16 protein-coding genes are annotated in these 15,411 nt (G+C 49.8%); 10 read left to right on the top strand and 6 right to left on the bottom strand.

Translation table 11 applies throughout. From position 1 onward, the window contains the following. Positions 1–7 precede the first annotated feature (7 nt). From C0068_RS03945 to C0068_RS03935, 3 genes are all read left to right on the top strand, one after another. Positions 8–604, top strand: a complete 597-nt coding sequence (locus C0068_RS03945) for a TetR/AcrR family transcriptional regulator (RefSeq protein WP_103683198.1) — start codon at positions 8–10, stop codon at positions 602–604. A gap of 156 nt (positions 605–760) precedes the next feature. Then, complete coding sequence (locus tag C0068_RS03940) at positions 761–1,252, top strand: AP2 domain-containing protein (RefSeq protein WP_103683197.1); 492 nt, start codon at positions 761–763, stop codon at positions 1,250–1,252. A gap of 213 nt (positions 1,253–1,465) precedes the next feature. Then, complete coding sequence (locus tag C0068_RS03935; RefSeq protein WP_103683196.1) at positions 1,466–2,971, top strand: DUF7133 domain-containing protein; 1,506 nt, start codon at positions 1,466–1,468, stop codon at positions 2,969–2,971. 9 nt (positions 2,972–2,980) lie between these two features. On the opposite strand, the gene C0068_RS03930 is transcribed toward C0068_RS03935, so the two are convergent. The 4 genes from C0068_RS03930 to C0068_RS03915 are packed head-to-tail and all read right to left on the bottom strand — an operon-like array spanning position 2,981 to position 6,217. Further along, positions 2,981–3,838 carry an SDR family NAD(P)-dependent oxidoreductase gene (locus C0068_RS03930; RefSeq protein ID WP_103683195.1) on the bottom strand — a complete coding sequence of 286 codons (858 nt, stop codon included), beginning with the start codon at positions 3,836–3,838 and terminating at the stop codon, positions 2,981–2,983. Positions 3,839–3,881: 43 nt separating this feature from the next. Then, positions 3,882–4,724, bottom strand: coding sequence for an SDR family NAD(P)-dependent oxidoreductase (locus tag C0068_RS03925; RefSeq protein WP_103683194.1), 843 nt, complete (start codon positions 4,722–4,724; stop codon positions 3,882–3,884). Further along, on the bottom strand, positions 4,721–5,653 hold the full coding sequence (locus C0068_RS03920) for an alpha/beta hydrolase (protein ID WP_103683193.1): 933 nt from the start codon (positions 5,651–5,653) through the stop codon (positions 4,721–4,723). Before C0068_RS03920 ends, C0068_RS03925 begins: the two co-directional genes overlap by 4 nt. Before the next feature lie 57 nt (positions 5,654–5,710). Next, a complete protein-coding gene (locus C0068_RS03915) occupies positions 5,711–6,217 on the bottom strand; it encodes a 2,4'-dihydroxyacetophenone dioxygenase family protein (protein ID WP_103683192.1) in 507 nt (168 codons plus the stop codon). Between the two features lie 123 nt (positions 6,218–6,340). Here C0068_RS03915 and C0068_RS03910 point away from each other — a divergent pair, with 123 nt between their 5' ends. The 3 genes from C0068_RS03910 (at position 6,341) to C0068_RS03900 (ending at position 8,472) form a co-directional block, all read left to right on the top strand. Then, positions 6,341–7,372 carry a helix-turn-helix transcriptional regulator gene (locus C0068_RS03910; protein ID WP_158249907.1) on the top strand — a complete coding sequence of 344 codons (1,032 nt, stop codon included), beginning with the start codon at positions 6,341–6,343 and terminating at the stop codon, positions 7,370–7,372. 87 nt (positions 7,373–7,459) lie between these two features. Further along, positions 7,460–8,038, top strand: a complete 579-nt coding sequence (locus C0068_RS03905) for a hypothetical protein (RefSeq protein WP_103683190.1) — start codon at positions 7,460–7,462, stop codon at positions 8,036–8,038. Between the two features lie 35 nt (positions 8,039–8,073). Continuing rightward, entirely contained in the window at positions 8,074–8,472 is a 399-nt protein-coding gene (locus C0068_RS03900; RefSeq protein ID WP_103683189.1) for a TonB family protein, read from the top strand. Here C0068_RS03900 and C0068_RS03895 read toward each other — a convergent pair whose 3' ends face one another. Further along, positions 8,473–9,276, bottom strand: a complete 804-nt coding sequence (locus tag C0068_RS03895; RefSeq protein ID WP_103683188.1) for a TonB family protein — start codon at positions 9,274–9,276, stop codon at positions 8,473–8,475. It abuts the gene before it with no gap. Positions 9,277–9,446: 170 nt separating this feature from the next. Beyond that, the gene (locus tag C0068_RS03890) at positions 9,447–10,721 is read right to left on the bottom strand and encodes an NADH:flavin oxidoreductase/NADH oxidase family protein (RefSeq protein ID WP_103683187.1); all 1,275 of its coding nucleotides are present in this window, start codon (positions 10,719–10,721) and stop codon (positions 9,447–9,449) included. Between the two features lie 157 nt (positions 10,722–10,878). Between C0068_RS03890 and C0068_RS03885 the strand changes: the two genes are divergently transcribed. The 4 genes from C0068_RS03885 to C0068_RS03870 all read left to right on the top strand — a co-directional run bounded on the left by C0068_RS03885 (position 10,879) and on the right by C0068_RS03870 (position 15,411). After that, positions 10,879–11,655 carry a glutathione S-transferase N-terminal domain-containing protein gene (locus C0068_RS03885; RefSeq protein ID WP_199176105.1) on the top strand — a complete coding sequence of 259 codons (777 nt, stop codon included), beginning with the start codon at positions 10,879–10,881 and terminating at the stop codon, positions 11,653–11,655. 233 nt (positions 11,656–11,888) lie between these two features. Next, entirely contained in the window at positions 11,889–12,665 is a 777-nt protein-coding gene (locus C0068_RS03880; RefSeq protein ID WP_103683186.1) for a DUF3348 family protein, read from the top strand. Then, positions 12,662–14,767 carry a DUF802 domain-containing protein gene (locus C0068_RS03875; protein ID WP_103683185.1) on the top strand — a complete coding sequence of 702 codons (2,106 nt, stop codon included), beginning with the start codon at positions 12,662–12,664 and terminating at the stop codon, positions 14,765–14,767. The genes C0068_RS03880 and C0068_RS03875 overlap by 4 nt, the downstream gene beginning before the upstream one ends. Continuing rightward, a complete protein-coding gene (locus tag C0068_RS03870; RefSeq protein ID WP_233208727.1) occupies positions 14,764–15,411 on the top strand; it encodes an OmpA family protein in 648 nt (215 codons plus the stop codon). The genes C0068_RS03875 and C0068_RS03870 overlap by 4 nt, the downstream gene beginning before the upstream one ends.

Raw genomic sequence — 15,411 nt, 5'->3', positions numbered from 1 at the left:
GAGGCTTATGTCGGAAGAGAACGGAATAACAAAACGAGAGCGCACCCGAGCGCAGATTTTGCAGGCAGCGGCGACACTCTTTGCAGAATCGGGGTACAGTGGTGTCAGCATGGACGGTTTAGGTAAGGCTTGCCGCTTAACCAAGGGCGCTTTGTACGACCACTTTAATGGTAAAGAAGATGTATATACCCAGTGCGTAGCGCACTATGTGAAAGGGGCAATTAGCGATATTTTTAGCCAAAGCTTGACTGATGATGATCGTAGCGCAGAGGCAAAGTTATTTAGCTTTTTAGAGAACTTCCTTACCCGCTTGCAGGATGACGTTGTACTGCGTCGACTGTTACAGCGCTTATTAATTGACGCAAAAGGCGTGGATCTTGCAGCGGTCTCAGAGTTCGCCTTGCTAAGGCCTTTTTCCTATGTTGTCGATTTATTGAGCCAATACAAACCCAGCATCAATGCGAAAACCCATATTTACTCGTTTTTTTGTTCAGCCATCATGGGGGAAGACTTGCGAGCGATAGCAGATCTGCTGTCACCAGAGTTTAAAGGTATACCTGCAACACAGGCGATGCTTGAGCATTTTAGAGGCGTGATTCGTTAGTATGAGCGGTGCCATATCGCTTTGCTGGTCTGAAACTGAGATTAATGCTCACAATCGCAAATTTAAAGAGGTTTATATGGCTAACTTACTAATTTCGCCGCATTTTCTTTGGTATAATTCAAGTCGATATTGATAAATTGCGTAACACAGACATCCATGCCCAAAAGTAAAGCCATGTATGGCATAACTCGAATTGATGATGACCTCCATCGCACACATGCGTGGCGTGTTAGTCTTCGTCGTCAGAACAAAATGCACGTTAAAAACTTCCCAGATAAAACCTATCAGGGAAAGCGCAAGGCACTTGCTGCGGCTAAGAGCTATCGTGATGAGATTATTGATAAGTACCCGCCAACCACCCGTCAGGCGATGTGTAGTATCCGGCGCAGTAATAACAAATCCGGCATTACCGGCGTTTACAGCTATGCGAAGCGATACAAACTAAAGAATAACAGTATAAAAGAGCTGTGGTACTGGGAGGCGCACTGGCCTGGTGAGAAGCCTGGTAGTTTTGGCAAGGCGACATTCTCTTTTCAAGAATACGGTGAAAAGAAGGCGCGCAAGCTGGCCATTGATGCACGTAAAGCTGGCGTTGCTAAGTTAAAAGGTGTGTTTTGGGCCAGTGAGCGTGGTGAAAAGCAGAAATAACCCCTAAGTAAGTTCAGTCTTGGTGCGCGGTACTAGTTTCTTTGTGCAGTATTGCGCCATAACTTCATCACCTCTTAACACCGCGCAGCCCGCTGTTGTCTATTCCGATATTCAACACTACACAGGCAATGTGGCGCATATTGCCGTGCTATAAATTGCCGCCATATCACGCTAGTCTATGCCCTTAAATCAGCGGGCGGGTGCAATGTTGCAATGAAAATTCTACGTTTCTTTATCTATGTACTGATTTTGTTGCTAGTGACGCCTTTTTTGCTGGTGCATTACGGGCCGCCTGGTGTGGCGACGACCTCAAAAGTTGCCTTGCATGCCCTCGTTGGCTACGGTGGCGGTGAGCCCGATGCCGAGCTGGTGCGTGAGCAATTAAGCGTTGCTGACGGTTTCAGCATGAGCTTGTATGCGACGGGGCTGGGTAAAATTCGGTTTATGCGGGCAACTGAAGCTGGTGATATTTTAGTGAGCCGTCCCCGTTCAGGTGAGATATTGTTGTTACGGCGCGATGCAGACAGGGACGGGTTGCCAGACCAGACCAGCGTACTTCTGAGCGGATTAACGCGACCCCACGGCATAGATATTTTGGACGGATGGCTTTATATCGCCGAATCGAATGGAGTTGGTCTGGTGGCGTTTGACGTAGCATCTGGCGAGATTCGCGGTGAATACACGCGGCTTGTAGACGGGCTGGGTGACAAGGGCAATCACTGGACGAAAACCCTGCGGGCCGGTGCGGATGGTTGGCTGTATTTAAGTTCCGGCTCGACCTGCAATGTATGTGAAGAGAGTGATTCGCAGCGCGCAACGATCATGCGTTTTAAGCCAGATGGCAGTGAGTTGACGGTTTATGCAAGCGGATTACGTAATAGCGTTGGCATGGATTGGGCGCCATGGAGTAATGAGTTATTCGCCACCGACAATGGCAGAGACTTGCTCGGCGATGATTTTCCGCCCTGCGAGTTAAATAAGGTTGTGGAGGGCGGATTTTACGGTTGGCCCTATATTAACGCCGCCACACCGGATCCAGATTATGGTGCCAAATTGCCGAGTAATCTGCCGGCAAACCGTCCGCCAGTCTTTGAATTTAAAGCCCACAATGCGCCTTTGGGCATCCGGTTTTTACAGCATACGCCCAAATCCGGATTCGAGCGCACTGCTTTAGTGGCATTGCATGGCTCTTGGAATCGCAGTGTTCCAGATGGCTATAAAGTGATAGCTCTGCAATGGCAGGCTGACGGCTCAATAGTCGAAAGTGATTTTGTTAGCGGCTTTTTGCAAGGCGATAAATTACTCGGGCGTCCAGTCGATGTCACTGAGGCCAGTGACGGTAGCATTTATATTTCAGATGATTATTCGGGGTCGATTTATCGCATAGTGGCGGATGGCAATGCGCAATCTTTAGTATTGGCCGCAACAGTGTCGAGTACTGATGCAAATATTGGCGTGTTAGACGGCTATACCGAAGACAAACGCGCTAGTTTAAGTGCCAAGGGCGAGGACTTATATCAGCAATTTAATTGTGCCAGCTGCCATAATCAGCAAACAGGGCGCCCCTTAAAAGCACTGGCAAAGAATTACAATGCGGCGAGCTTGGCTGATTTTTTTAGTGCGCCAACGCCGCCAATGCCTGCCTTTCCTTTAAGTACTGAGCAGCGCGAGGCGCTGGCGGTATACCTGTTTGATCGAGAGCTAAAAGCGACGAAGTAAGCGAATAGCCTATGTATTTTGTGCTTCATTCTCGGCGCGTTTGATTAGTTTTTGCAGGTCTTCGCGCTTATCAAACATGCGGTCGGTGTAGATGTTTAGCAGGCCGCGTAAAGCCGACATCGGCGACCAGCGGCGAGGAACGATGATCCGCGCCGCGCGGCGACTTAAACCCTGCGCTACCGCAGTCGCGACGATTTCAGGCGTAATGAGTTGCCTGAGCGCGGCAGGAAAGGCCTTTTCAATTAATGTCGAGGCGGTGGCGTTGGCACCAAAGGCAACGGTGGTCATCGGTGTTTGTATCCATCCAGGATAGAGTACGCTGGCACTGGCCCCTGTTCCTGCTAATTCCGCCCGCAGACTGCGACCAAAACTTTCTACCCCTGATTTAGACATCGCGTACGGTGCATTGAGTACGCCATTCGCAAAAGCATAAATTGATGAGGTGACTAATACCTGCCCCTGCGATTTCACAATTTCTGGCAGCGCCGCGCCCACCGTTCGCCAGACCCCGAGTAAGTCGATTTCTATTATTTTTTCAAATTCCTCCTCGCTCGCTGTGGCGATGGTTTTGGGTGTCTGCCACGCCACACCCGCATTCGCAAAGACAATGTCGAGCCGTCCAAATTTTTCTATGCTATTGGCGACCGCGACTTTTGTTGCGGCCATATCACTAACATCTAATACTTGAATTAGCACACGCGCTGGATCGAAGGCAGCGGCGCTACGCTCAAGCGCCTCGGCACTTACATCGCTTAAAACAAGTTGTGCGCCTTGGCGGTAAAATTCCTTCGCGCAGGCCGCACCGATGCCGCCCGCTGCGCCAGTAATCAATATGACTTTTTGATTGAGATTGAATTTGTTTTTCATAAGAAACTTTCCATCGCAGTGCGATAATTTTTTATTCTTAAAATTAAGGTTTGGTTTTTTGATTTGCGAATGCCATCGCGCTGCGAATGGTTTGATCTTTAAAGCCAATGCCTTCGACAAATCTTCTAAGTAGGCCAGGCATATTTGCTATGATTCCGTTGATACGCGGTACGGTAGTGATATTGGCGCGGATCTCGATGGCCTTGATAGCGGCTAAAACAACGTCGTCAATGCTGACTGTTTTAAATGGAAATTTTTGGTGGCCTCCCCACAGTGCATTTCCCGCTGCATTGCCTGAAATATTGTGAAGCAAGGGCGTTTTAAAAAACGTGGGATGCAAACTGCCAACCGCTACGCCGTGCTGGCGAAGTTCCAGACGAATACTATTACTCAGCGCCCAAACACCGGCCTTGCTAGCGGCGTAAGATGCTTGTAATGGTGAATGCACAAAAGCGGCCATTGATGAAACAGCCAATAAATAGCCTTTGCTTGCTTGCACATGTGGTAGCGCCGCACGAAAAGTGCGCCATACCCCATTCAAATTTATATCAATGACCCTATCGAAATTATCGTCGCCGTCGGCGCTAAGCGCTTCTATGAGATCAATGCCCGCATTGGCAATGACGACATCAATACCGCCGAAATGACTGGCAGCTGAATTCATTGCGTTTCGCAAACTGTCTAGCTCGCATACATTGGCGTGCCAGGTTTTTACTCTCGTGGTATCGGAGTAGTGTTGAAGTTGCTTTGCTAATGCCGCGTTGTCGATATCAAACATTGCGATATTCGCACCGCGTTCGTAAAGCGCCCTGCATAGGGCGGCGCCAAAGCCACCGCAGGCGCCGGTAATAGCGACAACTTTATTATGTAAGGGGCTCGGCTTCATAATTTTAAACCTAATGAGTTTTGCAGTGCCGTTCGATAAAACGCCAGTTGATCGGCGATGGCGACGTCAAAATCGTGGCCGGTGTAAATATCAAAGTGGCCGATGTCGTATTGCTTTAGGTTGGCAATGCCGGGCATGCGCTTAGCCATTTTGACTGCAGACTTTGCCGGTGCGACGGTGTCTTTATTACAGGCTTGGATCAATGCGGGGCAGCGAATTTTTTTAGCTTTTCTAATAGGCCGATATAAGGACAAAACCAACACTGTACGGGCACTCATTTCATTGCGCCAGCCGGGGTTGGTAATGGCCTGATAGCCGCTGAGCGAGTCGTGGCTTGTCATGGCAGCGAGTTTGCCAGGTTTGGCAATAAGGGGAATATAAAGCGGGCTCAGCCCTATATTGGCGCGCGCTTGATCAATAAGACCACAGCTAGTGAGTTTGCTTAAATGGATCGGCCCCGCGTATTTTAAAATTTCTAGGCTGGCGGCGCGGCCATCAACCATTGGCCCTTGGGCAGACACCGCGAGTAGACGCTTATCTTCTGCCGCGATACTGAGCACGTGACCGCCTGAGAAAGAAGTCCCCCATAAAATAATCTGCTCGGGGTTAACGCCCTTTAATTGGCGTGCAAAATCGATGGCGGCGCGCCAGTCATCAAGTTGATAGGGCACCTTTAGGAGTTGACGAGGCTGGCCGTCGCTGTCACCAAAGTGCCGATAATCAAATACCAAAACATGGAAGCCCTCTGCGGCGAAGCGCTCAGCATAGGGCGCAAGTCCGCATTCCCGCGTACCGCCTAAGCCGTGTGCCATCACAATGCAGGGGCTTGATTGCTGTTCAAGCTGGCAAGGGTAATGCCAAGCGCTGCAGCGGGTGCCGGCACTGAAAAAATCGAGCTCATAGCGAATCGTACTAGTTTGGCTGGCCATAAGGTTTCTCCAATTATTATTGTAGCTTCTTATCTGGGGCCGCAATGTTGTGCGCGCTTAGTCGTTTGAGTATCCCGCACCGCGCATTGGTTTTATATAGCGCGGTGGTTTTATTCCCTGTGCGGCGCTGGCGTCATGTAAGGTTTTTTCAATCCAAGCCGCATCCATAATATTCAGAAAGTTACCGCCGTCGTCAAAATTGATATTAGCCCCTGCCACTACCATAAAGCCATCTGCACCACCGCCGTCTTCGGGGCAATGAAAGGTGTGTATAGAGCCACCGGGCTCATATAAATAGCTGCCGGCGGTTTGCTTTTGTTCTGGGTATTCTAGGTAATGCCAGCAACCTGCGAGGGTATAAAAATGCACGGTGCCAGTGTGAAAGTGCATGGGCAGCGTCGTGCCGGGCGCAAATTTAACGCGTAATACCCATAGACCATTTTCGCCATCTAAAAAGAGCGGATTGATGCTTAGCCCCGGTATAGCCTCATTCACAGGGGGCTGCGTATTGGTATTAATCGTCAGCAGGGCATCTTGGTGATTAAGGCAGTCTGGTAGGCTCATTGGACATCCTCATTATTATCGTGGTGATTTAATCCAAGAATATAGGGCTTAATCCTAGCGATAACTTGACTTTATACGAACATAACTTGATATTTTACGAATCAAGGTTTTGGATGGATGGCAATGTCATTAATTCGCAGTGGTGCAATAGCGGGCTTTGCTGAGCTGGTGAGTCGCTGCGGCGAGAATCCGGTCGCCTTGCTAGCGCAGGTAGGCTTGAGCAGTGCCCAACTCCGTGACCCCAATAATTATATTGCCTATCGTCAAGTGGCGGAGCTCTTAGAAATAAGCGCAGAAGCCTGTCAGCAGCCCTTGTTTGGCCTATTGCTCGCCCAGCGTCAAAGCTCGTCGGTGCTGGGTGATATCGCCTTAGGCTGGTCGCAGCAGCCCACGCTTCAAGATGCGATAGACAAGGCGAGTCAGCAACTTTATTTGCATGTGCGGGGCTTAGAGTTACATCAGAATATTGAAGGCGAGGTAATGCGTTTTGAGTTTTCTTTTACGCTGGCGAGTGCGCTCGGCATACAGCAACTCATTCAGCTAAGTTACGGGCATTTGTGTAACTTCATTGATGAATTAGTTGGGGTGGATAGCCGAGAATTACAATTTTATTTGCATCAATCTACGGATGAATCAGATCTTAAATCGCTGTTGCCGCGCTACGCCGCAAGATTAGTTTTTAACGCGGCAAATAATGGTATGAGCATGCCGCTGCGCTGGGCTACGCGCAAACCGCGTGTTGATACTGCCTCGCTGGAGGCACATTTTCGCGACTATGTCAGTCAGCTCGAAAAAAACTATCCAGACAGTATTCGGGACAGAATTAAGAGCGTTATCGGACAATTATTGCGAAGTGGCGACTGCAGTTTGGCGAGGGTGGCTGCGGTGATGGGAGTGCAAGCACGGGTACTGCAAAAGCGATTGGCGGCGCAGAATTCTACTTACGCTCAATTATTGCGCGAAACGAGGCAGCAAATTGCTCAGCAGTATTTGGCGCACAATGCGATGTCGATAACCGATTTAGCCTTGAATCTTGGCTATGCCGAAGTCGCGGTATTTAGTCGTCATTTTAAACAGTGGACTGGTCTATCACCGCGACTATGGCAGCAGCAATATAAAGTAGGCGGGCCAAGCGGGGTAGACGTAGGCGCGTAATCCTGTAAATTGGAAAGCTGAGCAATATATGCTGCTTGAGCGGCAATTTTTGAGTGCTAGATTATTATTAAGGCTATGGAGTAGGCGATGAAGTCAGTGTTTTTGATCATGCTATCTGTGTTGTTACTTGCCTGTGCGGGCAATGAGACAGTGGTGTATTCCAATGGGTTTAGCTTTGCAAATTATAAATATGTGGTCATTGACCGCGACGACAATAGTGCCGCCTATGGCTTGGATATACGATTTGGCAATGCCATTGCAGACTATCATCTAGCGGTGGTGGGCTCTAAGGAGTACGACAATCTCCCCTATGCCCAAAAGAAACAAGTCTTAGGTGCACGAGTTTCTGTCAGTGGTGATAGTGACCGGATTGTGATGGGAATCGCTTTTCAGGACTACCTCAGCGGGCGCACGGTGGCGAGTATGGGAACAAGCGAAAAAGGTGATTTATTTGACAAGGGTGATCGCGAAGATGTTTTTATGATCGTCTTTAGATCAGTCGTCCTCGCTATTAATGCCGATAGACAAAAAGCGGCAGCAGTGGGTGCACGGCAAGTTGTCGCACCAAGCCCTGCCCCTGCGGCAGTCGAGCCAGCGCCTCAGAATAATGTGGACAGCGGCGCTGAGTACAAGCCTTACACCTTGACCCCAGATTTTTCGGATTAGTCGTTTTATCTTGATCTATTTAGTTTGAGGCTTATTTGAATACTGAGAAATTACTGCTCGTTCTGTGGTTTGCGATTTTATTGGTCTTGCTTATTGCGCCGGCTGTAAAAAGATATCGAAAAGTTAAACAGTTTAATAGCCGAGACGAGTTCCTCGAAGTTCAAGCTTCGTGGATGGCCGCTCCGATTACGATGAAATACCCAGGGGAGCTTAAACGCAAGGGGGTGGAAGCTTCGGTCATTGTTGAAATTTCATTTAATAAAAATTGCGAATTTTCCAGCGCATGCTTGTTACAGTCTTCCGGCGAAAAATTGTTTGATAAGTCGGTTTTAAAGGCGGTTGAAAATGCAAAATTGTTAGCTAATAAGGAGCTGATTCAGCAGTGGAAGGTTACCTTTAAGCTAGAAATGCTGTCAGTTATGCCGCAATTGTGACTACTCTAGTTTGAAGGTGATCTTGATCTTTTGATTGCTTTCTTTTCCCTCTGATAATGTGGCTCTTTTCAAACCTTCTAGCGCGGCATTATCTAATATGTCTGCTGACGATTGTATAATCTCCCACTTTACAAGTTGGCCACCTTCATCAAACTGCAGATCAAATATAGACGAGCCTTCGATTCTTTTTTGTCTGGCGCTGGCGGGGTAACTAATAGTAACGGGTTCCTGCATCCAAGAGGCTTTCACCGTTAATATTTGATCGTGAATAAAAATGCCGCTGTTGTCGACTGCGCGTAATAGGGCTAGTAGGCCAATGCAGGATAAGGCAATAGCAATAAATTTTGAGTCGACGACTACGGGCTTATTAATATTCGCATTTTGCTGCCAAATATCTTTTGCATTTATATAAAAGTACAGAACACATAAGACACCGAGATAGCCGACGAATATATTGATAGCTAGGGTAAAAACACTTTCTAAGGCACACTGACAGTCGGCGTAGGTATCAAATAGCCAATATGCGCCGGCGATAGCGAACCATATTGAAAATAATTTCCAAAAAGTCTGAGTGAAGACTTTAAATGAATTTGAAAAACAGAATATTCCCGCTGCCGTAAAAATTAAGGTGAGGACGTAGAGTAATGAATTAAAGTCTGCGCTGCGCACTTCCCCAAATGTGATGATCGTGTCGATTTGTAGGTAGGCGGTATAGGCAATAAACGCGGCATAAATATTTAGCAGTTTTCTCGCCGGTATCGGGGAGCTGCTATGTACTTGCTCGCCACTGGTCCATTTGTCCATGCACAGACTCCTGTAAGCTGGGGGAGAAAAATTCACTTTTCGTTCCCGCTATTTTCTTAAGGGAGATTATCAGATGTGCGAGCCTGTGTCGTATTCCTTGCTGTTTTTCAGGTGATGGTGGTGGCGCTGCTTTTTAATATCAGCATTGCGGATGCTGCTTGATATGCGGATTACTTTTTATTTTGTAACTTCGCCCGCCGCGTAGCCATTCGCCGCTCCGTCGCCATGTGCTTAAACATAACGCGTATTAGCCCGGTGTGGGTGTTTGGTTCACGTCCTTCTGCAAGATCAATTATCTGTCGGTAATACCATTGGGTGGCGGCACCAAAATTAAGTGTGCGGATTTTTTGATTGCTGCTTTTGGGGCCAAGCCATCCCGAGCCAAGTCGTAACTCACCTTCCCAGTTTGGCAAGGTCGTTTGCCGGCCGTTGAGCAGCGCTCGTATATCTGGCTGTGAACACAGTGGTCGACCGAGACCGATGACATCTAATGCGCCACTATCTAGCGCAGCTTGCATAGTTGCGCGACTGCGAAAACCGCCGGTAATGGCTAAGGGTATACGAGTGACCTTGCGGATGCCCTCGGCGTATTTAAGAAAATACGCTTCGCGATGTTGGCTAGATTCAGCGCCTGCTTTTTCGGTTTCGTCGCCCATTAGCGCTAGCTTTTCGTAGGTGCCGCCGGATATTTCTAATAAATCTATGTCCGCCTCTGATAACCATTGGGCGACTTGTAAGCTGTCGTCATGACTGAATCCGCCCTTAGAGAAATCCGCCGAATTCAGTTTTACTGAGATCGCAAGGTTTGGGCCTACGGCTTCGCGCACCGCTGCGACGGTTTCTAGAAGAAAGCGTGCACGGTTTTCAAGACTGCCACCCCATTGGTCACTGCGGGTATTGGCCAACGGTGATAAAAATTGACTGATGAGATAGCCGTGGGCGGCGTGTATTTGAACACCGGTAAATCCAGCGGCTTTGGCACTGGCCGCGACTTTGGCGTAGCGAGTGATGGTTTGCTTTATATCGATGTCGGTCATTGGCTGTGGCCTGCCGAACATACCGATTAGGTCGATACCAACGTCTGAGGGGGCTAGTGGTCTGGAAGAGACCTGCCGCTGGCACTGGCGCCCAGGATGATTTATTTGCATCCACAGTTGGTTGTTTGCGCAGGTGCCGGCCTTGGCCCAATCTTGTAGGGCCGCTTCGCCGCCGTTGCCGTCGATCACCACATTGCCGGGGCGCTCAAGAAAGCGGCGATCTACCATTACATTGCCGGTGATTAAGGTGCCGGTGCCGCCTTCCGCCCAGCGTTTGTACAGTGCAGACAGCCGCGAAGTGGTTTGGTCGTTGAGATTAGCGAGGCCTTCGGTCATTGCAGATTTTAATAGGCGATTTGGCAATACCACACCGCAGGGTAGTGTTAGTGGGTCGTTTAGGCTTGGCATTGGAAGCGTTTATCCTAGGGATTGTTATTTTCAGGCCATGTATTGGATGGGTAGCGCGTCGGCGCACTGTAGCGAGTATTGCGCAATTTATATTGCCCTACTGCGCCATAATTTGCGTATGCTGCCGATATATACACAGTTTTAATGAAGAGGATGTATGGCAATGTTTGATTTACTCAGTTCGGTGGTGGCGAGTTCAGCGCGGGCTTGGCGCGGTACCGCTGCGTTTGGTGGTGAAAAGACCAGGCAGCCTGAAAAAATGTTGGTGCTCTACGACATTGAAGCCTGTCCCTACTGCCGCTTGGTGAGAGAGGTGCTGTGTGAGTTAGATTTAGATGCCGTGATATATCCCTGTCCAGTCGGTGGTATGCGCTTTAGGCCAGATGCACTGGATATCAGTGGCGTCAGTCAGTTTCCCTTGCTACTAGACCCCAATACCGGCGACCAAATTTTAGAGTCTGCCGATATTATCGATCATCTTTACAAGCACTATGGAAATGCGCGGCGTCGTTCGCCACGGGGATTACGGCGGCAATTGGCGGTGACGGGATCTATGGCCGCAAGCGCTGCCCGTTCCGTTGGCGGTGTTCGCGGATTGAAGGCGGCGCCGTCTTATGCAGCGAAGCAGCCATTAGAGTTATTTAGTTTTGAATCTAGCCCCTATTCGCGGCCGGTGCGAGAGCTGATGACAGAGCTGGAAATCCCTTATATCTTGCGTAATTTTGCAAAATCCCGCTGGCAGGAGATGGGCCCGCCGCTGGTGCGTTCGCGCTGGTTTCCTGATGCGCCCATCACCAGTCCAAATCGTCAGCGCCTGCGGGAGTTAACCGGCCGCTCGCAGGTTCCGTATTTAATTGACCCCAATACCGGCGTGAGCATGTTTGAGTCCGTGGATATTATGGCGTATTTAAAAGATGTCTACGGGAGGAAGTGAGTTAAGGTGGGGCGGCGCTCGGCGTCGCTGTCTGGCCGCTAATCCTTGAAGTTGCTGGTAAAATAGCGATAATTGGTCGCAAAAAGTAGGTGCGTCACAGTACTTTGGCAAAACCTCGAATCGGCCGTAGTCATTTCCGCTTATCAGATTTTCCCATCTGGCAGTGCAAAGATTCACGTTGATCTACTCTTTCGCCGCGTTGGCAGCGTGGTTTTGCCTTCGTTAAGGATGTTATGAAGCCCATTCCAGTCACAAGTTCTCGGCTACAGCGCGTCTTGCTTGAGTTGGCGGTGGTGGATGGCGAGCTGAGTCAAATCCAGTTTGCCGACAAGCTGGGTGAGTTGATTAGCTTGTCTGATGCCATTGTCTTGGCTGAGTCCTTGCGGGGTTTAAAGAAAAAGCCGTTTACGGCAGCAGAGAGCAGTGACAATGCGAATACCGTGTTTTTGCAAGCCCGCGCTGAGATGCTGGGGTTTATTGTTAATAGCTTTGTGCTTGAGGGCGATGAAGCTCCCGCTGGCGGGGCATCGTCTTTTATTTTGCCAAGGCCAAATCGTGACACCCTAGACGATCCGAATGCGGGCTTTGTCGCCTATCAGCGTTTTTATTCGCTGCACCAAAGTGAGATGGATCATCGCGTAGTGACGTTGCGGCGTCAGTTGCAGCACATTATGGCGGGGCGCACCCCTGAGCTTGCCCAGTTGGCTGCCTTAGACAGCAGTATGGCAGATACGATGGCGGACTTTAGCCGTCGCGCTTTTGCCGGTATTCCACATTTACTGGCAAAGCGCTTTTATTCTTTAAACCAGCAATATCGCCAAGAGCGGCTTAACGACGGGGCGACAAGTTCGGTTGCCGATGACGCCAGCCTTTGGCTGAAAAAAGATGGCTGGCTAGACCGTTTTATCCGTGAGATGCAGGCGGTTTTACTCGCCGAACTAGAATTGCGACTGATGCCGGTGATAGGCATGTTAGAAGCATTAGAATTTGAAGTAGAGAAGACACAATGACAAGAATGATTTCGATAGCTGCGTTTGCCATAGGCGCTGTAGTAGTGGTTTGGATGGCATCGGCATTTGTCGGTAGCAATGCGCTGGCACTGGGTGTGACCATATTGATAGCGGCGGCTTACGCCGTTGGCTTTGCAGAATTAGTGCGCTATCAACAGGCGAGTGCAGCCTTGAGTGGGGCCTTGTCGAGTGTTGATGATTCTCTGCAAGATTTAGAGGCGTGGTTGGCGAAAATTCCTGACTCATTGCGCAATGCGGTGCGTCAGCGGGTTCAAGGGGAGTATGTCGGTTTACCGGCGCCAGTGCTGAGCCCTTATATTATCGGCCTGCTGGTGATGCTCGGTTTGCTAGGCACCTTTATTGGTATGGTTGCCACCTTAAAAGGCGCCGTGGTGGCCCTTGAGGGCACCAATGAACTAGAAGCCGTTCGCGCTGGTTTAGCTGCGCCGATTAAAGGCTTAGGCATGGCATTTGCGACCTCGGTGGCGGGGGTGTGTGCGTCGGCGATGTTGGGTTTGATCTCGACACTAAGCCGTCGTGAACGCCTGCAGGTGTCGCGGCAATTAGACACCAGTATGAGCACGGTATTTAAACCGTTTTCATTGAGTCAGCAGCGTCGCCAAAGTTATGCGGCCATGCAGTCGCAGGCAGATGCCTTGCCAGCGGTAGCGCAGCAACTGACGGTTCTAGCTGATCGCTTAGCAAAAATGGGCGATGACTTGGCGGCGACGTTAACGCGCCAGCAAGAACAATTTCACGCGGCTGCTCAAAGCCAATATACAGAACTTGCCAACTCTGTGGGCGTCTCGCTTAAACAAAGCCTTGCCGATAGCGGGCGCATTGCGGGGGAAAATATCGCGCCGGTTATTTCGACGTTTGTAAATGATATTCGCCATGATTTAAAGCGCAGTCAAGAGCACATGCAATGCACTGCCGAAAATCATTTGCAGAATTTAGGTGAGCGTTACGCAAATACCTCAGAGGATTTCAAGCAGGCTTGGCAGCAGGCAGTCAGCACTCAGCAGGCGGGCAGTGAATCTTTATTAGCGATCATGGATCAACGCTTCGCAAAGCTTGCTGAACAGTTTGAAAACAGCTCGCAATCCTTGCTGAAGAGTTTTAATACCGTCAGTGAAGATTGGGTGGCGAGACAGCAATCTGCGGAGCAGGAGCGTTTGGCGAATTGGTCGGCGGTGTTTGATCAAAGTGCAGATTTATTGCGCAGCAATGCCGAGACCTTGAGCGAAAATGCCCGTGCTGGCAGCCAAGAGTTGATGGCAGAATTTACTAAATTGCTGTCGAGCTCTGAAGAATTGGTGGCGGCGCGCACCCAGGGTGAAAGTGATTGGCTGGCAAGTTACCAGCAGCGCATGAGTGATATGACTGCGACTATAAAAGGTGAGTTGCAAAGTCTTCAAATGCTAGAGACACAGCGCGGCGAGGCGGCGGTGAATCGTTTAGACGAGCTGCAAGCGGCGGTTGCTGAACATTTAGCGAGCTTGGCGAATGCACTTGAAGAGCCAATGGGGCGCTTGATTGAATCCGCTTCTGAAACGCCGCGTATCGCAGCGGAAATAATGACTAAATTGCGCGCAGAAATGAACGAGAATATTGAGCGCGACAATAGTTTGCTGGATGAGCGTCGTGTGCTGATGGAGCAGCTGAATGGCTTGTCTGAGTCACTGCAAAGTTCGGCGGCGGGGCAGCGCGAAGCGGTTGAAACGATTCTAAGCAATTCATCAGGTTTGCTGGCCGATATCAGTCAGCGCTTTGGCGAAAATGTTGAAAAAGAATCCAGTAAATTGTCGGATATCGTGGCACATTTTGAAGGCAGTAGTGCCGAGCTGGCGAGTTTGGGTGATGCATTCGCATCAGCAGTGACCCAGTTTAGCGAGGCCAACGGCGGGCTGATCGACACACTCTTAAAAGTAGAGGCGGGCTTGCAGGGCAGCGGTGAGCGCAGCGACGAACAAATGGCCTACTACGTTGCGCAGGCGCGGGAAATTATTGACCACAATATGCTCGCGCACCAAGAGATCATCAATCAGCTGCAGAGCTTAAGCAGTGGCGCGGCGACTAGTCGTGAGGAAGCGCAGGCGTGAGCATCTCTGAATTAGATAATGGCTTAGACCAAGAACCGCCTATTTGGGCCATCTTCGGCGACCTGATGACAGGCCTCGTTGGCGTATTTGTTTTGTTGCTGGTATGGGCCTTGGGTTTTCAGCTCGAGTTGTCGCAAAGCTTAGAAAAAGAAATACAAAAACGTGAGGTGGCGGAGCAGCGTCGTCAGGCTTTAGAAGAAGCACTTGCCGATCCATTAGCTGCCGGCAGAGTCACGTTGCGCGACGGCAAAATCGGTATTAGCGGCAGTGTTTTATTTTCATTGAATTCTGCGGAGTTGCAAGAAGAAGGCCGCGAATTATTACATACCTTAAGGGCGCCGCTGCAGGTGTATTTAGGCGAGAATGAACAACTGCTGATGGTGAGCGGGTTTACCGATGACTTGCCTATTCAAAAAGGCAATTTACACTTCCGAGATAACTGGGAGCTGTCAGCTCAGCGCGCCCTTACCGTTACCCGCGCGCTTATCGAAGAGGGCATGCCTGCGGATATGGTGTTTGCCGCCGCCTTCGGCGCACAGCAGCCGGTAGTAGAGAACAGCAATAGCGAAAGCCGTTCGCAAAACCGCCGAGTAGAGATGGCGCCGGTGCCGAGGGTGCAAAATTCAGAATCACAGGTGCCCTAG

This window comes from Zhongshania marina (genome assembly GCF_002915595.1).
GTDB lineage: Bacteria > Pseudomonadota > Gammaproteobacteria > Pseudomonadales > Spongiibacteraceae > Spongiibacter > Spongiibacter marinus_B.
The sequence above is the reverse complement of the archived record's forward strand: the minus strand, read 5'-3'. Positions and strand labels throughout refer to the sequence as shown.

What these genes read in the sequence shown, in the direction of transcription:
- C0068_RS03940 (WP_103683197.1), top strand. Translation starts at nt 761, where the DNA reads ATGCCCAAAAGTAAAGCCATGTATGGCATAACTCGAATTGATGATGAC.
- C0068_RS03930 (WP_103683195.1), bottom strand. Translation starts at nt 3,838, where the DNA reads ATGAAAAACAAATTCAATCTCAATCAAAAAGTCATATTGATTACTGGC.
- C0068_RS03880 (WP_103683186.1), top strand. Translation starts at nt 11,889, where the DNA reads ATGAAGCCCATTCCAGTCACAAGTTCTCGGCTACAGCGCGTCTTGCTT.
- C0068_RS03895 (WP_103683188.1), bottom strand. Translation starts at nt 9,276, where the DNA reads ATGGACAAATGGACCAGTGGCGAGCAAGTACATAGCAGCTCCCCGATA.
- C0068_RS03875 (WP_103683185.1), top strand. Translation starts at nt 12,662, where the DNA reads ATGACAAGAATGATTTCGATAGCTGCGTTTGCCATAGGCGCTGTAGTA.
- C0068_RS03890 (WP_103683187.1), bottom strand. Translation starts at nt 10,721, where the DNA reads ATGCCAAGCCTAAACGACCCACTAACACTACCCTGCGGTGTGGTATTG.
- C0068_RS03945 (WP_103683198.1), top strand. Translation starts at nt 8, where the DNA reads ATGTCGGAAGAGAACGGAATAACAAAACGAGAGCGCACCCGAGCGCAG.
- C0068_RS03925 (WP_103683194.1), bottom strand. Translation starts at nt 4,724, where the DNA reads ATGAAGCCGAGCCCCTTACATAATAAAGTTGTCGCTATTACCGGCGCC.
- C0068_RS03920 (WP_103683193.1), bottom strand. Translation starts at nt 5,653, where the DNA reads ATGGCCAGCCAAACTAGTACGATTCGCTATGAGCTCGATTTTTTCAGT.
- C0068_RS03885 (WP_199176105.1), top strand. Translation starts at nt 10,879, where the DNA reads ATGGCAATGTTTGATTTACTCAGTTCGGTGGTGGCGAGTTCAGCGCGG.
- C0068_RS03905 (WP_103683190.1), top strand. Translation starts at nt 7,460, where the DNA reads ATGAAGTCAGTGTTTTTGATCATGCTATCTGTGTTGTTACTTGCCTGT.
- C0068_RS03935 (WP_103683196.1), top strand. Translation starts at nt 1,466, where the DNA reads ATGAAAATTCTACGTTTCTTTATCTATGTACTGATTTTGTTGCTAGTG.
- C0068_RS03915 (WP_103683192.1), bottom strand. Translation starts at nt 6,217, where the DNA reads ATGAGCCTACCAGACTGCCTTAATCACCAAGATGCCCTGCTGACGATT.
- C0068_RS03910 (WP_158249907.1), top strand. Translation starts at nt 6,341, where the DNA reads ATGTCATTAATTCGCAGTGGTGCAATAGCGGGCTTTGCTGAGCTGGTG.